The sequence below is a fragment of the Arthrobacter sp. JDC6 genome (assembly GCF_056484025.1).
In genome coordinates, this window is sequence record NZ_CM151278.1 from 979,358 (window position 1) to 998,795 (window position 19,438).

Annotated in this window: 14 protein-coding genes; 11 read left to right on the forward strand and 3 right to left on the reverse strand. The window is 58.7% G+C overall.

What is annotated here, in order from left to right; genetic code table 11:
* The first annotated feature begins 17 nt into the window (after positions 1-17).
* The 3 genes from ACV095_RS04540 (at position 18) to galU (ending at position 5,573) form a co-directional block, all read left to right on the forward strand.
* Positions 18-1,736, forward strand: a complete 1,719-nt coding sequence (locus tag ACV095_RS04540; RefSeq protein WP_478222983.1) for an L-lactate permease — start codon at positions 18-20, stop codon at positions 1,734-1,736.
* Positions 1,736-4,585: an FAD-binding and (Fe-S)-binding domain-containing protein gene (locus ACV095_RS04545; RefSeq protein WP_478222984.1), complete on the forward strand. Its 2,850-nt coding sequence runs from the start codon at positions 1,736-1,738 to the stop codon at positions 4,583-4,585. Before ACV095_RS04540 ends, ACV095_RS04545 begins: the two co-directional genes overlap by 1 nt.
* A 97-nt stretch (positions 4,586-4,682) precedes the next feature.
* The gene (galU, locus tag ACV095_RS04550; protein WP_478222985.1) at positions 4,683-5,573 is read left to right on the forward strand and encodes a UTP--glucose-1-phosphate uridylyltransferase GalU; all 891 of its coding nucleotides are present in this window, start codon (positions 4,683-4,685) and stop codon (positions 5,571-5,573) included.
* On the opposite strand, the gene ACV095_RS04555 is transcribed toward galU, so the two are convergent.
* The 3 genes from ACV095_RS04555 to ACV095_RS04565 all read right to left on the reverse strand — a co-directional run bounded on the left by ACV095_RS04555 (position 5,570) and on the right by ACV095_RS04565 (position 8,746).
* Positions 5,570-6,148 (reverse strand): VanZ family protein, encoded by a 579-nt coding sequence (locus ACV095_RS04555; RefSeq protein WP_478222986.1) that lies wholly within the window; start codon positions 6,146-6,148, stop codon positions 5,570-5,572. The genes galU and ACV095_RS04555 overlap by 4 nt on opposite strands.
* A gap of 123 nt (positions 6,149-6,271) precedes the next feature.
* A complete protein-coding gene (locus tag ACV095_RS04560) occupies positions 6,272-6,871 on the reverse strand; it encodes an LPXTG cell wall anchor domain-containing protein (protein ID WP_478222987.1) in 600 nt (199 codons plus the stop codon).
* Between the two features lie 174 nt (positions 6,872-7,045).
* Positions 7,046-8,746 (reverse strand): DUF4012 domain-containing protein, encoded by a 1,701-nt coding sequence (locus tag ACV095_RS04565; RefSeq protein ID WP_478222988.1) that lies wholly within the window; start codon positions 8,744-8,746, stop codon positions 7,046-7,048.
* Positions 8,747-9,311: 565 nt separating this feature from the next.
* On the opposite strand from ACV095_RS04565, the gene ACV095_RS04570 reads away from it, so the two are divergent.
* The 8 genes from ACV095_RS04570 (at position 9,312) to ACV095_RS04605 (ending at position 19,102) form a co-directional block, all read left to right on the forward strand.
* Positions 9,312-10,715 (forward strand): tyrosine-protein kinase domain-containing protein, encoded by a 1,404-nt coding sequence (locus ACV095_RS04570; protein ID WP_478222989.1) that lies wholly within the window; start codon positions 9,312-9,314, stop codon positions 10,713-10,715.
* 219 nt (positions 10,716-10,934) lie between these two features.
* Positions 10,935-12,623, forward strand: a complete 1,689-nt coding sequence (locus ACV095_RS04575) for a polysaccharide biosynthesis protein (RefSeq protein ID WP_478222990.1) — start codon at positions 10,935-10,937, stop codon at positions 12,621-12,623.
* Positions 12,620-13,762 carry a DegT/DnrJ/EryC1/StrS family aminotransferase gene (locus tag ACV095_RS04580; RefSeq protein ID WP_478222991.1) on the forward strand — a complete coding sequence of 381 codons (1,143 nt, stop codon included), beginning with the start codon at positions 12,620-12,622 and terminating at the stop codon, positions 13,760-13,762. Before ACV095_RS04575 ends, ACV095_RS04580 begins: the two co-directional genes overlap by 4 nt.
* Complete coding sequence (locus ACV095_RS04585) at positions 13,759-14,430, forward strand: sugar transferase (RefSeq protein ID WP_478222992.1); 672 nt, start codon at positions 13,759-13,761, stop codon at positions 14,428-14,430. Before ACV095_RS04580 ends, ACV095_RS04585 begins: the two co-directional genes overlap by 4 nt.
* Positions 14,431-14,521: 91 nt before the next feature.
* Positions 14,522-15,463, forward strand: a complete 942-nt coding sequence (locus ACV095_RS04590) for an NAD-dependent epimerase/dehydratase family protein (protein ID WP_478222993.1) — start codon at positions 14,522-14,524, stop codon at positions 15,461-15,463.
* Positions 15,460-16,677 carry a glycosyltransferase family 4 protein gene (locus tag ACV095_RS04595; protein WP_478222994.1) on the forward strand — a complete coding sequence of 406 codons (1,218 nt, stop codon included), beginning with the start codon at positions 15,460-15,462 and terminating at the stop codon, positions 16,675-16,677. The genes ACV095_RS04590 and ACV095_RS04595 overlap by 4 nt, the downstream gene beginning before the upstream one ends.
* A 410-nt stretch (positions 16,678-17,087) precedes the next feature.
* Entirely contained in the window at positions 17,088-17,759 is a 672-nt protein-coding gene (locus ACV095_RS04600; RefSeq protein ID WP_478222995.1) for a glycosyltransferase family protein, read from the forward strand.
* A gap of 74 nt (positions 17,760-17,833) precedes the next feature.
* Entirely contained in the window at positions 17,834-19,102 is a 1,269-nt protein-coding gene (locus ACV095_RS04605) for a nucleotide sugar dehydrogenase (RefSeq protein WP_478222996.1), read from the forward strand.
* The last annotated feature ends 336 nt before the right edge of the window (positions 19,103-19,438 follow it).

Below are 19,438 nucleotides of genomic sequence, written 5' to 3' on the forward strand. Positions count from 1 at the left end.
TCACCATCTGGAGTCCAATGTTTCAGCAGATCCTTGACCCCATCGCCGGGTCCCTCCTGCTTTCCGCCCTGTGCGCGGCCCTTCCCCTGGTCCTGCTGTTCGTCCTGCTGGGCGTCTTCCGGGTCAAAGCCGCCAAAGCTGCCATCGCCAGCTTGGTCCTGTCCTTCGTCCTGGCCGTCGCAGGCTGGCAGATGCCCCTGGACCAAGCCCTCAGCGCCACCGCCGCGGGCATCTTTTACGGGCTGTTCCCCATCCTGTGGATCCTGGTCAATGCGCTCTGGATCTACAAGCTCACGGTGGCCACGCGCTGGTTCGATGCCCTGGGCCGGACCATCCGCTCCATCTCCAACGACCTGCGGATCCTCTCGATCCTGATTGCGTTCTGCTTCGGGGCTCTCCTCGAATCGCTGGCAGGCTTCGGCGCGCCCGTCGCGATCTCCGCAGCCATGCTGATGGCCGCCGGCATGAAGCCGCTCAAGTCCGCCGTCGTCTCGCTGTTGGCCAACACCGCCCCGGTAGCCTTTGGCGCCATGGCCGCGCCCATCATCGCCCTGAACGGCGTCACCGGCCTGTCGCTGCACGATCTCTCTTCAATGGCGGGCCGCCAAACCCCCTTCATCGCCCTCATCGTGCCGCTGCTCCTGGTCTTCATAGTGGACGGCAGGCGCGGCCTCAAGCAGACCTGGCCCGTTGCACTGGTGGCCGGCGCCGCGTTCGCCGCCGCGCAGTTCATCACGTCCAACTTCTTTGCCGTGGAACTGACCGACGTGGTGGCCGCGGTGGTCACGGTGGCGGCGGTGCTGCTGATGCTGAAGGCCTGGCAGCCGAAGGAGTCGGTGCGCGCGGAAGGGTCGGTACAGGATGTGTCAATTCCAGCCATGGCCGGCCGAAAGAGTGCGGTCGGTAACGGCACGCAGGTAAGCACGACGGTGGGTGCCCGGCAGGGGAGTGTTCCGGACCGTTCCGGAGTCCCCACGGACAATTCCCGCCCGGCGCCCCGTGAGGTGTGGCTCGCCGTCGCGCCCTACCTGATCATCATCGCCGTGTTTTCCATCGCCCAGATCCCGTTCATCAAAACCTGGCTGGGGCAGGTGGGCACCGTGACGTTCGCCTGGCCCGGCCTGCACATTGAGGACTCGGAGGGCAAAGCGGTAGCGGCCACCAAGTTCAAGCTGGACCACCTCAAATCCACCGGGACGCTGTTGTTGCTCTCCGGCCTGCTCACCATGGCGCTGTACAAAATCCCGGTTGGCAAAAGCCTGCGCGTCTATTGGGAAACCCTGAAGCAGTTGCGCTGGACCATCGTCACGGTCACCACCGTCCTGGCCCTGTCCTTCGTCATGAACCTGTCCGGACAGACCACCACGCTGGGATTCGCCCTTGCCTCGGCCGGCGGCTTCTTCGCCCTCCTTTCGCCGCTGATCGGCTGGATCGGCGTGGCCCTCACCGGCTCGGACACATCATCCAACTCCCTCTTTGGCCAGATGCAGGCCACCGCCGCCGGGCAGACCGGACTCTCCCCGGTACTGATGGCCGCCGCCAACTCCTCGGCCGGCGTCATGGGCAAGATGCTCTCCCTGCAGAACCTGGCCGTCGCCGCCGCCGCGGTGGGGCTGGAAGGCGCAGAGGGAACCCTGTTCCGCAAGCTGATCGGCTGGAGCCTGGGCCTGCTGGCCCTCATCACGGTACTGATCTTCCTGCAGTCCACCCCCCTACTCGGCTGGATGGTTCCCTGATGCAGAAACTCGAATTTTTCCGGCAGGCCGTGGCCGATCCCGCACAGGTGAAGACCCGTGCCATCGACCTGCACGCCAACGCCCATGACGCCTCGCACTTCCTGCTCATCCCCCAGGCGGTGGCCGTGGCCAAGGACGCCGCGGAGGTGGGCGCGCTGCTCCGGGCCAGCGCGGCGCAGGGCGTTCCGCTCACCCTTCGTTCCGGCGGCACCAGCCTCAGCGGACAGGCCGTCACGGACGGCGTGCTGGTGGACGTGCGCCGCAACTTCCGGGATGTTGAAGTGCTCGACGGCGGTGCGCGGGTCCGCGTGCAGCCGGGAGTCACGGTGCGGGCCTTGAATGCGCGGCTGGCGCGCTACGGGCGCAAGTTCGGGCCGGACCCGGCCAGCGAGGCCGCGTGCACCATCGGCGGCGTGGTGGCGAACAACTCCTCGGGCATGAACTGCGGAACGGTGGACAATGCGTACCGCACGCTCGAGTCGCTCACCGTGGTGCTGCCGTCCGGGACGGTAATTGACACTGGGGCGATGGACGCGGACACCCGGCTGCGGACGCTGGAACCGGAACTGTATGACGGCCTGGTGCAGCTCGCGGCAAGGGTGCGGGGGAACAGCGATTCCGTGAACCGCATCAGGCAGCAGTTCAGCATGAAGAACACCATGGGCTACGGCCTGAACTCCCTGCTGGACTATGAGCGCCCGGTGGAAATGCTGGCGCACCTGATCGTCGGCAGCGAAGGCACCCTGGGCTTCGTGGCAGAGGCGGTGTTCCGGACCATCCCGCGGCTTTCGCACTCCGCCACCGGCTTGCTTGTCTTCCCGGACCTGCAGGCCGCCAACGCCGCATTGCCGGCGCTGGTGGACACCGGCGCCGCCACGGTGGAACTCCTGGACGCGCTCTCGCTCAAGGTGGGCCAGGCGCTGAAGGGAACTCCCGCCGTCGTACGCGACCTTGCGGTGCACGAACACGCGGCGCTGCTGGTGGAATACTCCGCCGGGCAGCCGGATCAGGTTGCGGCACTGCGTGAGGTGGGCGAACGCGCCCTCGCCGGCCTCAAGCTGGCTGCCCCGGCGCAGTTCACTGCTGATGCGTCCGCCCGCGCCCAGCTGTGGCACCTGCGCAAGGGCCTGTACGCCTCCGTGGCGGGTGCCCGGCCGCAGGGGACCACGGCACTGCTGGAGGACATTGTGGTGCCGGTCCCGGTCCTGGGCCGCACGTGCCGTGAATTGATAAGGCTGTTCGACAAGTACCGGTACGAAAACAGTGTGATCTTTGGGCATGCGAAGGACGGCAACGTCCACTTCATGCTCACGGACGGCTTCGCCACGGCGGAGGAGCTGGACAGGTACAGCGCGTTCACCGAGGACATGGTGGACCTGGTCCTGGGGGAGGGCGGCTCGCTCAAGGCGGAGCACGGCACCGGCCGGGTGATGGCACCGTATGTGCGGCGGCAGTACGGGGGCGAGCTGTACGGCGTAATGCGCCGGATCAAGGAGCTGTTCGATCCCGCCGGCATGCTCAATCCCGGCGTGCTCATGGACGATGATCCCAAGGCGCATCTGCGGCACATCAAGACGGCGCCGCCGGTGGCTGAGGAAGTGGACCGCTGCGTCTCCTGCGGGTACTGCGAGCCGGTGTGCCCCAGCAAGGACCTGACCCTGACGCCCCGCCAGCGCATCGTCACCCTGCGCGCCATCGAGGCAGCACGGCTCGCCGGCGACACGGCGTTGGTTAAAGAGCTGGAGCGGGACTACGACTACGAGTCCGTGCAGACCTGCGCCGTGGACGGCATGTGCCAGACGGCCTGCCCCGTGGACATCAACACCGGGTTGCTGGTCAAGCGGTTGCGCCGCGAGGACGCCGGTCCGGTGGCCAACGCGGCCTGGAACGCTGCGGCCAAGCACTGGGGCGGGGTCACGCGCGGGGCTTCGCTGGCCCTGACCGTGGTGGACAGGCTGCCAGCCCCGGCCGTCGTGGCGCCCAACAAGGCGGCGCGTGCGGTGCTGGGCACGGACACGGTGCCCCTGTACTCGCCCGAACTGCCCGGCGGCGGTTCCGCACGCAAGCGCCCGACGCCGGACCGGGCACCGGACGCCGTCTACTTCCCCGCCTGCGTGGGGACGATGTTCGGGCCGGCCGGTGCGGGTTCCCAACCCGGTGGTCCCGCTGGCGGACGGGGCGTCCAGTACAGCCTGGAGCAGCTGTGTGAACGGGCTGGGATCACGCTGCTGGTCCCGGAGGGCATCGATTCCCTCTGCTGCGGGACGCCGTGGTCTTCGAAGGGAATGGGGGCCGGCCAGGCGACCATGAAGGAGAAGACCCTGGCAGCGCTGCGGGAGGCAACCCGGAACGGCGAGCTGGCCATCATTTGTGATGCGTCGTCCTGCACCGAGGGCCTCCGGCAGGTGGTGGAAGCCGACGACCCACGGGTAGGTCAGCGGCCGTTGCGGATCGTGGATGCCGTGGACTTCGTCGCCGAGCGCATCCTGCCCAGGCTGCCGGAGCACGCAAAGCTCGAGTCCCTGGCCTTGCACCCCACCTGCTCTTCCACACGGATGGGGATCAACGGTGCCTTGGAATCGGTGGCCCAGGCCGTGGCGGAGAAGGTGGATGTGCCGGTGAACTGGGGCTGCTGCGCCTTCGCGGGGGACCGCGGAATGCTCCACCCCGAGCTCACGGCATCCGCCACCCGGAAGCAGGCTTTGGAAGTGGAGCAACTGGACGCGACGGCGCACGCCTCGTGCAACCGCACCTGCGAGCTGGGCATGACCCGCGCCACGGGCCAGGACTACCGGCACGTGCTGGAACTCCTGGAAGAGGTCACGCGATCGCCTCTGCAGGACCGTTGATTACGCGGAGGGTTTCCGGGCCTTCCAGGAGAAGCGCGAGCCGAAATTCACCGGCGGTAAATTGCCTTTGTCTGCCGCTGATTTGTAAGGTTCAGCTATGACTAAGGGGAAAGCTATTACCAAAGCCGTCATTCCTGCTGCCGGATTGGGGACACGCTTCCTGCCCGCCACCAAGGCAATGCCGAAGGAAATGCTGCCGGTGGTTGATCGCCCGGCCATCCAGTACGTGGTGGAGGAAGCGGTTGACGCAGGCCTCACGGACCTGCTGATGATCACGGGCCGCAACAAGCGCGCCCTGGAGGACCACTTCGACCGCGAGCCGGGTTTGGAGGCTGCGCTCGAAGCCAAGGGGGACAAGACGAAGCTTGGCATGGTGGAGTACGCCTCCAACCTGGGCCCCATCCACTACGTCCGCCAGGGCGAGGCCAAGGGCCTGGGGCACGCAGTGCTCTGCGCGCAGCAGCACGTAGGCGACGAGCCCTTTGCAGTACTGCTGGGTGACGACCTCATTGATGAGGCTGAGAACCTGCTCAGTACCATGATGGAGGTGCAGCAGAAGACCGGTGGTTCCGTTATCGCACTGATTGAGGTCGATCCCTCGCAGATCAGCGCATATGGCTGCGCCGACGTCACTTCCGTGGATGGCGAGGACTACGTCCGCGTCAACAGCTTGGTGGAGAAGCCATCTGCCGCTGACGCACCGTCCAACCTCGCGGTCATTGGCCGCTACGTGTTGCACCACAAAGTGTTCAGTGTCCTGGAGAACACAGAGCCGGGCCGCGGCAACGAGATTCAGCTGACGGACGCCTTGCAGACTCTAGCTGCCAGCGACGGTGAGGGCTCTGGTGTGTACGGTGTGGTATTCAAGGGACGCCGTTACGACACGGGTGACAAACTGAGCTACCTCAAGGCCGTCATCACCCTTGCGTCCGAGCGCGTGGAGTTCGGTGAGGATTTGAAGACCTGGATGAAGGGATTCGTCGGCTAACCATCGCTTTGGGAGGCCCGGCGCGAAAAGGCTCCGGGCCTCCTTCCCTTTTTCGGTAGGGCGGCTAGCAAAGAGCCAAGAACGGCCCCGCAGGAGTTCGCCACGATGTCCCAGAGGCTCGCGGAGCGGGCATGAAGAAACAGGAACTGCCCCAGCTCGATGGAGCCGGAAACTAAGAATCCGAACGCGCCAATGTGCCACCAGCGCGTCCTCGGAAATGCAAATGCACCCACAAGACCGAACGGCATAAAAAGGACGACGTTACCCGAGGCTTCTACGAATCCGTAGTTGACCCACCCAGGGATACCCTGGCGGCGCAAAAATCCCAGTATGATCGAGAGCTGTCCAGTCATGGGGTGATCTACTGGTGACGGCCAGAAGGCGATGAAGCCGAGTGGGACCGCCAAAGCGGCAAGCACCACTTTCCACAGGCTGTGGTCATCGAGGAGCCTCAAGCGGTCCTCAGGAGGTCTGCAGAAGGGCAAACGCGGCCATCCCGATGGACGATCCAGCAAGCAGCAGAAGAAGTAGGTAACGAAGTACTTGCGGCTGCGGAAGCGGAATCGAAAAGTCATACTGCCGCGGCGTTCTGCTCCAATGTCTCCCCATACATCAAATAGATACCACACAAAGCAGAAGGTGGGCTGTTCTCCCTATAGGGAAAACAGCCCACCTTTTGATGCTAGGAGGTTTTACAACTAGGGGGCATCAACCTTGGCCCGACGACGAACGACTACCACCGAAGTTGCGCCGGCGGCCAGGGCGCCCGCACCAACCAAGGTCCAAAGAACCAGGTTGGAGTCGGCTCCGGTGTTGGCCAGGCCTCCGGTGTTGGCCAAAGGAGCGCCAGCAATGTCCCCACCCGTGTTAGCCAAGGAAGCAGCCACCGTAACTACAACAGGGCCAACCGTGATGCCGGAAGTGTTTCCGGTCGCCGTGATTGAGTATGTTCCTGGCTCGTTAATGGCGATCGGCACTGCCACCGCGCCCTGGGCGTCAGCCGTTGCTGAGAGGGTCTGAGCCTCTGTAACTACACTGATGCGACCTGCAACAGCTCGGCTACCAGCGATATTTGCACCATTTGAAGCTGGAGCCTGGCCAGGGGTGACGCGGATTGTCAGGGTTTCACCGGCAAGGAAGCCCTGACCCCTGAAGATGAATGTTTCGCCGGGTCCAACCACGCCGTCGGACACTGCGGCCTGCGGCGGAAGGGGTGGGTAAGTTGCCGCCACCGCAGGGGCGGTGCCAATGAGAGCGATGGAACCAGCAAGTGCGAGTGCTGCGAGTGTTTTTTTCATGTGTCCCCCCGGAGACGTATAAGTTTTCCTGAATACCCGACATTGGGGAGTCCCCCATCCACACGAGACCATGTGCAGAACTACGGATACATATCCCGAAAAGACGTTATCACCTGCTGTTACTTATGAGCAATCTGGGACGCAGGTAACAGCTGGTCTAAATTTTTTCATTCCTTAGTTGCAGTCAGCCGCTTCTGGAGGAAGGATGACGTCTTTGACATTCTGGACGCTAGGCGTGACAACGATGTGGGATTGCGTTCCCTGCGGGATCTGTGAGAACTCAAATTCAACAGTGTGGCTTTCGCCAGGAGCGACTCTAATCGAAACCATCCCGACCGGACGGTTTCCGTGAATGAAGGGTGAAAAATCAGACTTGGTGCCATCCAACTTCGCTGTATTGACACGTGCCTCTGGTGGCCCGTAAACGACCACATTCGTCTGGACCACTCCGGGCGGCACTCCATAGGCGCCACCACCGGTTACGCCAGCAGGCAAGGATGTTGCAGCATCGGTGGGTGCAGTGTTGGTCAGGGATACTTTGACTGTTGTTTGCCCATAGCCGTTAACGGCGCATTGAGGCACAAGCTGGATCTTCTGCCGGACGTAATAGTCCATCTTCGAGCCAGTCCCATCGTTGAAATAGACACCGAAAGATCCGGGCGAAGCGTCCGGCCCTGACATCACGGATCCACCTATTGCGGAAGAAGCCAGAACCTGCTGTTCCTGTTTCCGCGAACTCCAAACCCGAAGTCGGTCTTCGCCCGCACTCTGGGCCACAGCTTGCATGAGTTCCACCCCCGGGGCTTTTCCGGATGTAAGTGCTTCGAACACTCGCTTTGCTGCATCTGCAAAGTAATTATCCTGATCCGCATAGTTCAGCGTTGTATAGGCATCGGCCAGAAGGACCTTGGTGACGTTGTCGGCTGTGAGAGTGGTTGGTAAGGAACCGTGCAGGCTTGTACCGGGGAGCGAATCAAGGCGAAGAGGACCAGTAGCTTTAAGGAGGTGGGAGAGGACGATGGGATCGAGGGCTACCACACCATCTATGGCAGTGCCGTAACGGGTTTCCCACATCGACTTCGCTGTTTGAGCTGCTGTGGGGAAGTCTGGTGTCAGGTTTGCGCCACTAATTTGCTTACCCAGCTTGTTGGAATATATGTGTTCCTGGTCTGCATCTACAACGATCGGAGGGACGAACTTCCCGAGTGCCGAGGCGGTGGTTTGAGCAGTCAACTCTATCTTCCCCTGGTCTACCCTGACGACTGCGAGTGCACCAGCAAGGCCTCCTGTGGCCCTCAATTCGGCGTTGTTCTGAATCAGTAAGAGATAGTTCCGTGGTTCACCTGAGCCGAGCATTTCAGGAAGCGGCCGGCTGAGCATTGCGGCTTCGTTGAGAGGTCCCCGGGCAGACTGCAGCAGTTGAAGGACCCCCTCGAAGGGACTGGAAATCTGCGGAAGCAGATGGCTCTTGTCCACGGACTCAAGACGGGTGGTGGCTGCTTCGGTTGTGCTGGCAGCCTTCACTATGTTGGGTACTGCATCCCTTAGTACGCCTAGATTGATGCCGCCATCTTTAGGGGTTAGCTCCCCTGAGGAAAGGGAGTCGAAAGTATCCAATAGAGGTCCCGCCGCTTCCGAGGCGACGGAATCAGCTGCTTGAGCCAACTGCCCCACAGCAGCGAAATTCGTACCAAGTAGTGGTACGCCACTCGATAATTGCCAAAGGGGATCTTCTACATCAGAGCGAGCAGCCCGTGTATGGTCCTGAACTTCCCGCAGTAGGCTTTTCGATTCTGATATCTTGCCATCGGCCAGTTGGGTCTTCATTTGAGTCACCAAGGATGCCGCGGACGTCAAATGGCTCTTCGCGTCCATAGCGCGAAATATAAGCCAACCGCCTCCGCAAAGCAGCAGTAGAGCTAGCACGATGGCAGCGTACGCCACCCTCCGCCTGATGCTGCGGCCGGCCTTTCCCTTGCGGTCTTTCGAGTGGCGATGAGGGACAGCTCTCGCATGTCCGGTCCCTTGTCCTACCGGTGTCTGCTCGACTGACATATTTCCCTCTTCTGGCGGTGTAGTCTTTCCCGGTTATACCCTGCTTTCGCGACTACGTCTTTTGGCGAGCGGCGGCTCTGTTTCATTCGGAAAGGGGCCGCGAGGAGGGCCCGAGGTTAGCGCCGATGACCAGAACTTACCTTACTTCACCGTTAGTCACATCTCTTCAACGGATCAGATGGTACCCGCCGAATAATGGTCAGTAAGCTGATGAAACTTTAGGTTTCGATTGTCAATCGAGGAAGCGATTGTGAAGCCCTTCGTGACAAGTTGACGGAGGCGGAGAACAACGTGCGCTGCGTGTAAAATCGTCCGCGGGGGTGTTCTGATCTCCTAAAACCTACTTAACAGAGCTGCTTCGGCGGCGGGACTTGCCGGGGAACATATGGAGTTGAAGGACTATTTGCGTGTCGTCCGGCGGCGGTGGATTTCCATCGTGGCTGTGACCTTGATCGGCTTGGGACTGGCGGCTGGTTACACGTTGATGCAGACTCCGCAGTTTCAATCGAAGAGCCAGCTATTTGTTTCTGTAAAGGCGGGAGCCTCGGCGGCGGACGTTTCGCAGGGTAACGCATTCGCGGAAAAGCGAGTCACTTCATACGTAAGTTTGGCGACGAGCCCGCGAGTTCTCCAGGCAGCAGCGCAGCAGCTCCGCCTGGGCGATGGTAAGGCCTTGGCCGGCAAGGTGACGGCCACCTCTCCAACGCAAACCGTTCTCATCAACGTATCCGCTTCTGACTCCAGCCCCGAACTGGCAGCCGATATTGCCAACGCGGTGGCAACCGAACTCATTGCAGCCGTGAATGAAGTCGAGGATGTAAATATCGTTCACCTGAGCGTATTTGAGCAGGCGATGCCGGCGACCGCGCCATCGTCTCCGAAGGTCCCAATCAACCTCGCGCTCGGAGCTCTCCTCGGACTGTTGATAGGCGCAACGTATGCGCTGCTGCGGGAGCTTCTGGATACGAGAGTCCGTGGCTTGGATGATGTTGAACGAACTGTTGGAGCGGGCGTTCTTGGCACATTCTCCACCGACACCAGTGTGGAAAGTGAGCCGCTAGTTACGCAGGGAGACCAGTTCAGCCAGCGAGCGGAAAGTTTCCGGCAACTCCGCACGCATCTCCAGTTCACAAACCTTGACGGCGGTCCTCAGACCGTGGTGGTTTCTTCCGCTATTGCCGGAGAGGGTAAAACATCCACGGCCGTCAACCTCGCCATTATGCTGGCGGAAGGCGGAAGCCGGGTACTCCTTGTCGATGCAGACCTCAGACGACCGCGAGTTGCAAGGGCCCTGGGTATCGAAGGGTCTGTTGGGCTATCGGGTGTCCTCTCGCACACAGTCGAGTTCGAAGATGCAGTCCAGCTTTGGGGACGGGGCGAGGCTCTACATGTTCTAGCTTCTGGACGGTCAGCTCCGAACCCGAGTGAATTGCTCGGCTCCTCGACGATGGCAAAACTCATCAGTCGTTTCGAGGACACATACGAAGTGGTTATTATCGACGCTCCGCCTCTCCTGCCCGTCACGGATCCGGCAGTACTGGGAGCTATGTCCAGTGGCGTGGTCCTCGTCGTCAGTGCTGACGGTCGCACCAACAGGGCCGACGTCGTGCAAGCGGTTGCAAATCTGGAGTCGGTCAAAGCACGGCTACTCGGCGTAGTCGTGAACCGGCTGGAAAAAAAGGCTAACACCCACGCCTACTACGACTACCGCCCTGAATCCCAAGAGTCGGGTAGGCGGGGCAAATCAAAGATGCCGAAGAATGCTCTCCGGTCCAAAGCTCAGTACTAGCTCCTGTTCGCGCTAGTCCTTAACGATCGATATTCCTATGGGGGAAATTACATAATGAGCCACAATAGTTTTCCGTTCCGGAGAGCCATGATATTCCGGTGGCGTGAGTATCTTTTGGATGCCTGTATTTGGGCACTTGCGCTCCCAATCGCCACCCTCATTCGTCTAGATTTTGATCCGTCCCGAGTGGCTCCTGTCTTTGTGGGTGGAGTCGTAGTTATGGCTGCGATTTTGCAGGCCATTGCTGGCTGGGTTCTCGGACTCTACCGCTACCGCCACCCTTATGGATCCAGGCACGATGCCAATAATCTCATGCTGGTTGTGGTGTTCGTCGGAGTGGTTTTGACGGTGGGTCGACTCTTGGTTCCTGCATCGGATGACTTTCCTCGGAGTGTTCCATTTATTGGCTTGCTTGTTGCTTTTGTCCTGATGGCTGGGCTTCGTCTACTTCACAGATATGTATCGGAGCGCAACAGCCGCCCGTCCGAAACAGCATCTGCAGCTCTTGTCTACGGCGCTGGACACCTAGGACAGCACGTAATTCAGCAAATGAATCGCGATAGGTATTCGCCGTATCGGCCAGTTGGGATTATCGATGATAATCCTCGCCTCCACGAGTACCGAGTGGAAGGCGTGCGTGTAGTGGGCGGTCGAGATGATTTGAACCGGGCAGCGCGAGATTCGGGTGCTGAGATTTTGATATTTGCGATTGCCCGCGCTGACGCAGTACTTATGCGCGAAGTTTCGGATGCCGCCGATGCGGCAGGCTTACGTCTCCTCGTACTGCCGCTACTGGCTGAAGTCCTTGAGGGTCATTCGCAATTGGGGGACCTGAGGGACGTTTCAATTGACGACATAATAGGTCGCCATCCCATCGATACCGAGCTGGACGCCATCGCGAGCTTCGTAACAGACAAACGCGTGCTAGTGACCGGAGCCGGAGGGTCCATCGGTTCCGAACTTTGCCGGCAACTAGTTCGATTCTCGCCAGCAGAAATCATCATGCTCGACCGTGATGAGACAGGCCTGCAAGGAACGCAGATTTCGATATTTGGACATGGCCTTCTTGATACTAAGGAGGTTGTGCTTGCTGACATACGCGATGCTGCAACAATTACGGAAATTTTCAACCGACGTCGTCCTGAAATAGTTTTCCATGCCGCTGCCTTGAAACACCTGCCCATGCTGGAGCAGTATCCAAGTGAAGCTTGGCAGACAAACGTCCTCGGCACTCTCAACGTCTTGAACGCGGCAAGATCTGCCGGAGTGGAAACCTTTGTAAATATATCCACCGATAAGGCTGCCAACCCTACAAGCATCCTTGGTCACTCTAAGCGTCTCGGGGAAAAGCTGACTGCCTGGTTTGCCAAGGAGACTGAGCGCTCGTACCTCTCAGTTCGATTTGGAAATGTCATCGGCAGTCGTGGATCAATGCTGCCAACATTCACCACCCAGATTGAAGCGGGGGGACCTCTGACCCTCACACATCCTGACGTGACTCGTTACTTCATGACCATCCCGGAAGCTTGCCAGCTTGTCATCCAAGCCGGAGCTATCGGGGACCCTGGAGAGGTGCTGATCCTGGATATGGGTGAACCTGTCAGGATCATGGACGTCGCAGAACGGATGATCGCCAAGTCTGGCCGGGACGTCGAAATCGTCATTACTGGTCTACGCCCCGGCGAAAAGCTGCATGAAGAGCTGGTGGGCCTTGGGGAAAACGATGAACGCCCTAAGCATCCGAAAATCAGCCATACAGGTGTACCTCCTCTCTCACCCGACGAACTACAGGAACAGCACTGGGAGGACAGACAATCGTCCCTCGGACAGCCCGAAAGTTATAAAGACGAAGCAGGCTTGATCTCTGCTGCCCTCAGTACGGATGCAAGGAGCAACGAGCCACGATGAAAAACAAGCTTTATCTTTCGTCTCCCGATGTAGGCGCTACTGAGGAGCAATACCTGATGGAGGCCTTCCGCTCGGGGTGGATTGCACCATTGGGACCTGATGTTGATTCCTTCGAGCACGAGATGGCTGAGCGGGTTGGGGTCCTTCACGCTGTGGCGCTCAGTTCCGGGACTGCAGCCCTGCACCTGGCACTCATAGGCCACGGGGTAGGAGCCGGAGACGTAGTCGTAACTTCTACGATGACATTTGCAGCTACAAGCAACGCGATCCGCTACGTAGGCGCGGAACCATATTTTATAGATGCAGAGCCGGAGACCGGAAACATGGATCCAGATCTGCTCGAGAGGGCACTAAAGCAGCTGGCTCATGATGGGGTCAAGGTGGCAGCGGTTGTTCCTGTAGACCTGCTCGGGAAGGCAGCCAATTACACTCGAATTTGCGCGATAGCGCGCGAATTCGAACTGCCTGTCATTGCCGACTCCGCTGAGTCTCTGGGCGCCTCCCATGCAGGGAAAAGTGCCGGCGCCTGGGGCGACACGTCTATTCTTTCCTTCAACGGCAACAAGATAATGACAACCTCGGGCGGCGGCATGCTGCTGACAAATGACGCCTCCTTTGCCTCCCGAACTCGGTACCTTGCAACCCAAGCAAGGCAACCCGTTGCCCACTATGAACATACGGAAGTGGGATACAACTACAGGCTCAGCAACCTTCTCGCTGCCTTGGGCAGGGCCCAGCTTTCCCGGTTGGATGAGATGATCGAGCGTCGGAAGCTCGTTCGACACTTCTACCGGGACCTCTTTTCCGAAGTTCCGGGAGTGCAGATCTTCGGCGGGCACAGCGACGGAGAAGATAATTTCTGGCTCACATCGATTGAAGTCGATAGCGCAAATGCTGGCTGGTCGGCTGACGACCTCCGGCGATGGTTGGAACAAGAGAACATCGAAAGCCGGCCCTTGTGGAAGCCCATGCATCTGCAACCCGTATACAGAGATGCGCCGGCACTTCTCACAGGAGTATCTCAGCGGCTTTTCGAATCGGGACTGACCCTGCCGAGCGGCTCTGTTTTGCGCCAACAAGATCTCGAACGGGTAGCTTGCGCAGTCCGAGGCTTTCTGGCCAAGCCGGTCCTGACGTGAAACATGGACCGGACTACGACCGTTTTAAACGTCTGATGGACGTCAGTATCGCGCTCGTAGCTTGTATAGTTTCCCTGCCCCTTCAAGGCGTAATCGCATTTCTTGTTTTCAAGAATCTAGGGCGCCCGATTTTGTTCCGCCAGGCACGTCCGGGGAAAAACGGAAAGATATTCATGCTGCTCAAGTTCCGCAGTATGAATCCGCTGACGCCTGGAACCCGGATCCAGGCTGATGCTTCGCGGCTTACGCCATTTGGACGTGCACTAAGGGCAAGCAGTCTCGACGAGCTTCCGTCACTGTGGAACGTAGTCAAGGGCGATATGAGCCTCGTCGGGCCGCGTCCACTGCTGCCTCAATACCTGGAGCGGTATACGCGTGAGCAGAACCGTCGCCATGAAGTCCGGCCGGGCATCACGGGACTGGCCCAAGTGGCAGGACGGAATGGGATTGGGTGGGATGAGAAATTTAAGCTCGATGTGGAGTACGTGGATTCTCGTTCTCTAAAGCTCGATTTCCGCATTCTTACTAAGACCGTTCTCAAAGTTCTTCGCCGTGAGGGCATCTCCCAGGCCGGAATGGCGACGATGTCTGAGTTCATGGGCAGTTCCCTACCAACTCATGGCGGTTCGCCGGAGAATGATAACGGTTCGAATTCACCATCTGCATGACATCCCAATTGGTTTGGTGGCCAACCTCCCGTAGTTGATTGGCTTGCTCGACCTTCAGTTGGTGTTTTGAATATAATTTTTAGGAGTATTCATGAAAGTTTTGATTACTGGCGGCGCTGGTTTTATTGGCTCCAATCTTGTTGCCTACTTCAACCGGCATAGCCCGGACGCTGAGGTGTGGGTTATCGATGATCTCAGCACGGGTCGCATTGGAAATCTCGATGGTCTTACAGTCCGATTCACCGAAGGTTCGATTCTCGATTATGAACTCCTCAACAGCATCATGCAGGGGGCTGATGCTGTTATCCACCTTGCGGCGATTGGAAGTGTTCCTCGTTCAGTTGGCGCCCCGCGACCCAGCCATGACGCAAATGCAACCGGTTCTCTCAATGTGCTCGAAGCCGCACGTGGAAACGGGATCTCGCAGGTCATTGTTGCCTCGTCTAGCTCGGTCTATGGCAGCAACAAGGTCTTGCCTAAGTCTGAGTTTGACTGGACCCGGCCGATGAGCCCGTATGCGGTCAGCAAGCATGCAACTGAGGGCTACGCGATTGCCTACGGATTTTCATATGGCATGAAAACGCTAGCGTTCCGCTTCTTCAACGTGTTCGGCCCGGGACAGCCGGCGGACCACGATTACGCAGCAGTGATACCTAGATTCCTCGACGCAGCCCTCAAGGGTGAACCTGTAACCGTTCACGGCGACGGCCTTCAGTCACGGGACTTCACTTATGTAGAGACCGTTTGTGCTACCATCTTCGACGCTGTGCGGAGATCTGTCTCTTCGCTCGACCCCGTCAACCTCGCCTTCGGGACTAACACCACGCTCATGGACCTGCTCCAGCGAATGGAGTCGGCGCTGGAGTGCAAAATTGATGTTGAGCACGTCGAACCACGCGTGGGTGATGTGCGCGCCTCCCAGTCGGATGGCTTGCGAGTCAAGGAACTGTTTCCTGCGATCGTGCCGGTAGAACTTGATGAGGGGTTGGCAAAAACCATCCAGTGGTTCCGAGGGCTCAGGGCATACTCGTGAATCGGTTGAAACCAAGAATTGTCTTTGGCGTCACCTCAGATATGTCGATCCGGCTTATGTCCGGTTTTCCGCAGTATCTTGCGAGCCGCGGTTGGGATGTGCACGTCGTGAGTTCGCCTGGCTCTTTACTGAACCAGCTTCGCGAGGAATCTGCAGTCACGACGCACGCCATAAAGATGAATCGCAAACCTGCGCCCCTTGCCGATTTGCTGTCTCTAGCCAGGTGGGTACTTCTACTGCTCGTCTTAAGGCCTGATATCACTTCTGTAGGAACTCCGAAAGCTGGACTCCTGGGAGGTATCGCCGGGTGGCTCACAAGAGTTCCGGCCCGCGTCTACCTGTTGCGGGGACTTCCGCTGGAAACCACAAGTGGGGCAAAATTCAGGATCCTCGCTGCCCTTGAGAGACTCTCTTTTGCCACTGCGCACCGGGCTCTGGCAGTTAGCCATAGTTTATGTGCTCGGGTAGTGGAGTTTGGTCTGGTCCCTCCCCACAAGATTCAAGTACTGGGAGAAGGCAGCTCCAACGGTGTCGACGTAGTCCGCTTCAGTCCGACTGAAACCAAGTCCGAAAAACTTGGGGGCGAGTCTACGATATGTGCGGCGCTCGGACTGGAGCCCGGCATTCCAGTTATTGGTTTTGTCGGCCGTTTGACGGAAGACAAGGGTTTGGCACACTTGGCAAGTGCGCTCGACATCCTGCACAGCAGGGGCCTTGACCATCAGCTGTTAATTGTCGGGGGAGTGGATGACCCCGAGGCGTCACATGCGTTGGAGCGCCTCGCCCACGCGGGAAGGCCGGCAGTTCAAACCGGCCACGTACACGATACAGCGCCCTTTTATCGCCTCATGGACGTTTTGTGCCTGCCGACTCGAAGGGAAGGTTTTCCCAACGTTGTCCTCGAAGCTGCAGCAACGGGAGTTCCCACGGTAACAACCGATGCAACTGGGGCCATCGACTCTGTCGTGGACGGTGAGACAGGTTATGTAACTCCAAAGGAATCGGCGGCCCTGATGGCTGATGCTCTCGCTCTGCTGTTGGAAGATCCCACGCGGCGGCGAACTATGGGAGAAGCGGCACGGCGGCGCGCCCTGGCGTATTATCGCCAACCGCTCGTTTGGGAGGCTTTAGCGGAGTTCTATATGCAGTCCCTGGGGCCTGCATCGTATCCTTCCGCTGATGTCGCTGCTGGATCAGTGGAGCGCGAACTGTGATGCGCCGTGAAGCAAACCCATCTCTGGTATCGGTTCCGATTGTCATATCCCGCTATGGGGCGACTGGCGCCAGCACGAGAGTTCGGCTAGATGACTGGCTCAACCATCTCGGCCTCAAAGCTGAGCGATGGGACTATCTTGGCGAGTCCAACAATCAAATGCGTACCCTACTTCCTCGACCACTGGCAGTAACGCGCGAGGAGATCCGGTTGCGCCTTTCTTCCTCTGACCTCGCTGAACGCACTGTCGTCATGAGTCGGGGCGCGTCCCCGTTCAGCTCGGGAGCGCTTGAGGAGTCAATTCTTCGGCGTGCCAAAACCTCTGTTTATGACTTTGACGACGCCATATACACGCCCTCAAAGTCCCTCCTCCGCCGCGTGTGGTCGGAAAAAAAGGTTTGGATGCGGTCAGTGCAAGCGGCCGACACAGTAATTGCTGGAAGCGAAGTACTCGCAGAATCGGCGTCCAAATTTAGCAACAACGTGACTCTGATTCCGAGTTGCGTTGAACCTGATAACTACGTTCGTAAACAAAACTATGCAATCAACGGCAGTCCCACCGCGGTGTGGATAGGTACCCCGTCTACAGAACCCTTCCTGCTGGGCATTGCGGATGCGCTGCTTTCTCTACACGACCGTATCGGCTTACGCTTGCGTGTGATCAGCGCAGGTGCTGGCAACCTCGGTCCTCTAGAGTCAATTGTCGACCGCGTTCCTTGGGGCTTGCATACTTTCGCTGGCGATCTTGCAACTGCTGACATCGGTCTCATGCCTTTGCCGTACACTCCCTTTGAGCGCGGCAAGTGCGCATACAAACTTCTTCAGTACGGAGCAACTGGACTTCCTATGGTAGGGAGTCCAGTTGGGGCTAACGTACAGGCATTAGCCCGGCTAGGTGGGGTTTCTTCCGCTTCTACACCGAAATCTTGGGAAGAATCGATCTCCTCCATCATTGGCGCCTCTAGCCGCGAGCGGGAGCTGATGGGGGCCGCCGGTCGCCTAGGGGTTGAAGCACATTACAGCTACCAAGCGTGGTCGGACACATGGCTTCGCGCGACGGGGCTGGGAACGATGCAAAAGTAAATTTCGGTAGTATTACCACGGGGGGCGGTCATGGACTGCGTCTACAACTTAAGTGAACTGAAATGGACATATCTATGACTGCTCAGCAGGAAAAAATCGTTATTGTGGGCCAGGGCTATGTGGGTCTGCCTGTCGCCATCCGCGCGAATGAAGTTGGATACAACGTCGTCGGTGTCGACGTCGACAAGCGTCGAGTTGATGACCTGCAGGCGGGTCGGTCCTACGTGGACGACATCAGCCATTCTTCGCTGCAAAGGGCAACTGACTCTGGCCGTTATCTCCCCACTGCAAACTACGACGACGTCGCCGATTTCGATGTAGCTGTGATTACGGTTCCTACACCTCTGAGTGAGAGCCTGCCGGACCTTTCATACATAGAAGAGTCGGCTCGTTCGTTGGCTGTCCACCTTAAGCGTGGTGCAACCGTAATCCTCGAGTCCACTACCTATCCTGGTACTACAGAGGAACTCCTCGTGCCGATCTTGGAGGCCGGCTCGGGATTGAAGGCTGGCAGGGACTTCTACGCGGGCTATAGCCCGGAACGAATCGACCCTGGTAACAAGCGGTGGGGCTTTGTTGAGACACCCAAAGTTGTATCCGGTATTGACACCGCATCCCTGCAGAAAGTGCAAGAGTTCTACGGTCGCCTCGTTGACCAAACCGTCCCGGTAGGCAGTCCGAAGGAAGCCGAACTCACCAAGCTCCTTGAGAACACATTCCGCCACGTCAACATTGCTCTGGTGAATGAGCTTGCGATATATGCCCACCAACTTGGTGTCAATATTTGGGAGGCCATCGAGGCCGCCTCCACAAAGCCTTTCGGTTTCATGAAGTTCACACCTGGTCCAGGCGTCGGAGGGCACTGCCTTCCCGTTGATCCGAGCTACCTATCTTGGCAGGTCCGCCGTAAACTCGGGCAGAACTTCCGGTTTGTGGAACTGGCAAATGACATAAACGACCATATGCCGGACTATGTAGTACAGCGCCTTATGCTCATGCTGAATAAGAAGCAGCGTTCTATTTCGGGCTCAACCGTACTGCTAGTTGGCCTAGCGTATAAGAAAAACACTGGGGATATTCGCGAGTCGCCTTCTCTTCGACTAATTGAACTCCTATTAGATGCTGGCGCCAATCTTATTGCTGTTGACGATCATATTGAAAGTCATCGCTGGCCTACAGGAGTGAAGAAGGTTGCTTTGGATGAAGCAAGTATTTCCGCTGCGGATATAGCAGTGCTTCTCACCGATCACGATGACCTCGATCTAACAATGCTCGAGGAGTCTGTGCTTCCACTACTCGATACCAAAAACAGGATGAGTGGCGGAAATATCGAGCGGTTGTAGTGGCTCGTTGATGCCCGTAATGCAGGGAGGGGTGGGGGCTGGGGTGCTTGAGTGCGCGTTCTAGCCCTAGCCTCGTCGGCCCTTTTTGGAGCTTTTGCAGGTGCTCTATTGCCTGTCGTAGCGTTGCTATCGCTCAAGCCGGTCGAATATGGCTCCTTTTCTACCATTTATCTAATTTTTGCCTACGGTATTTCCTTGCAGTATTCGATCGTGAGCGAGGCTTGGGCCAGAGCGCGAGGGAGACATCGTAAATCTGCAAATTGGTCTAGCTACTCCGCTGCCCTCATTACCTTGGGGATCACCCTAGGGCTCATCGCAACCCTTGTTGCGCTCATC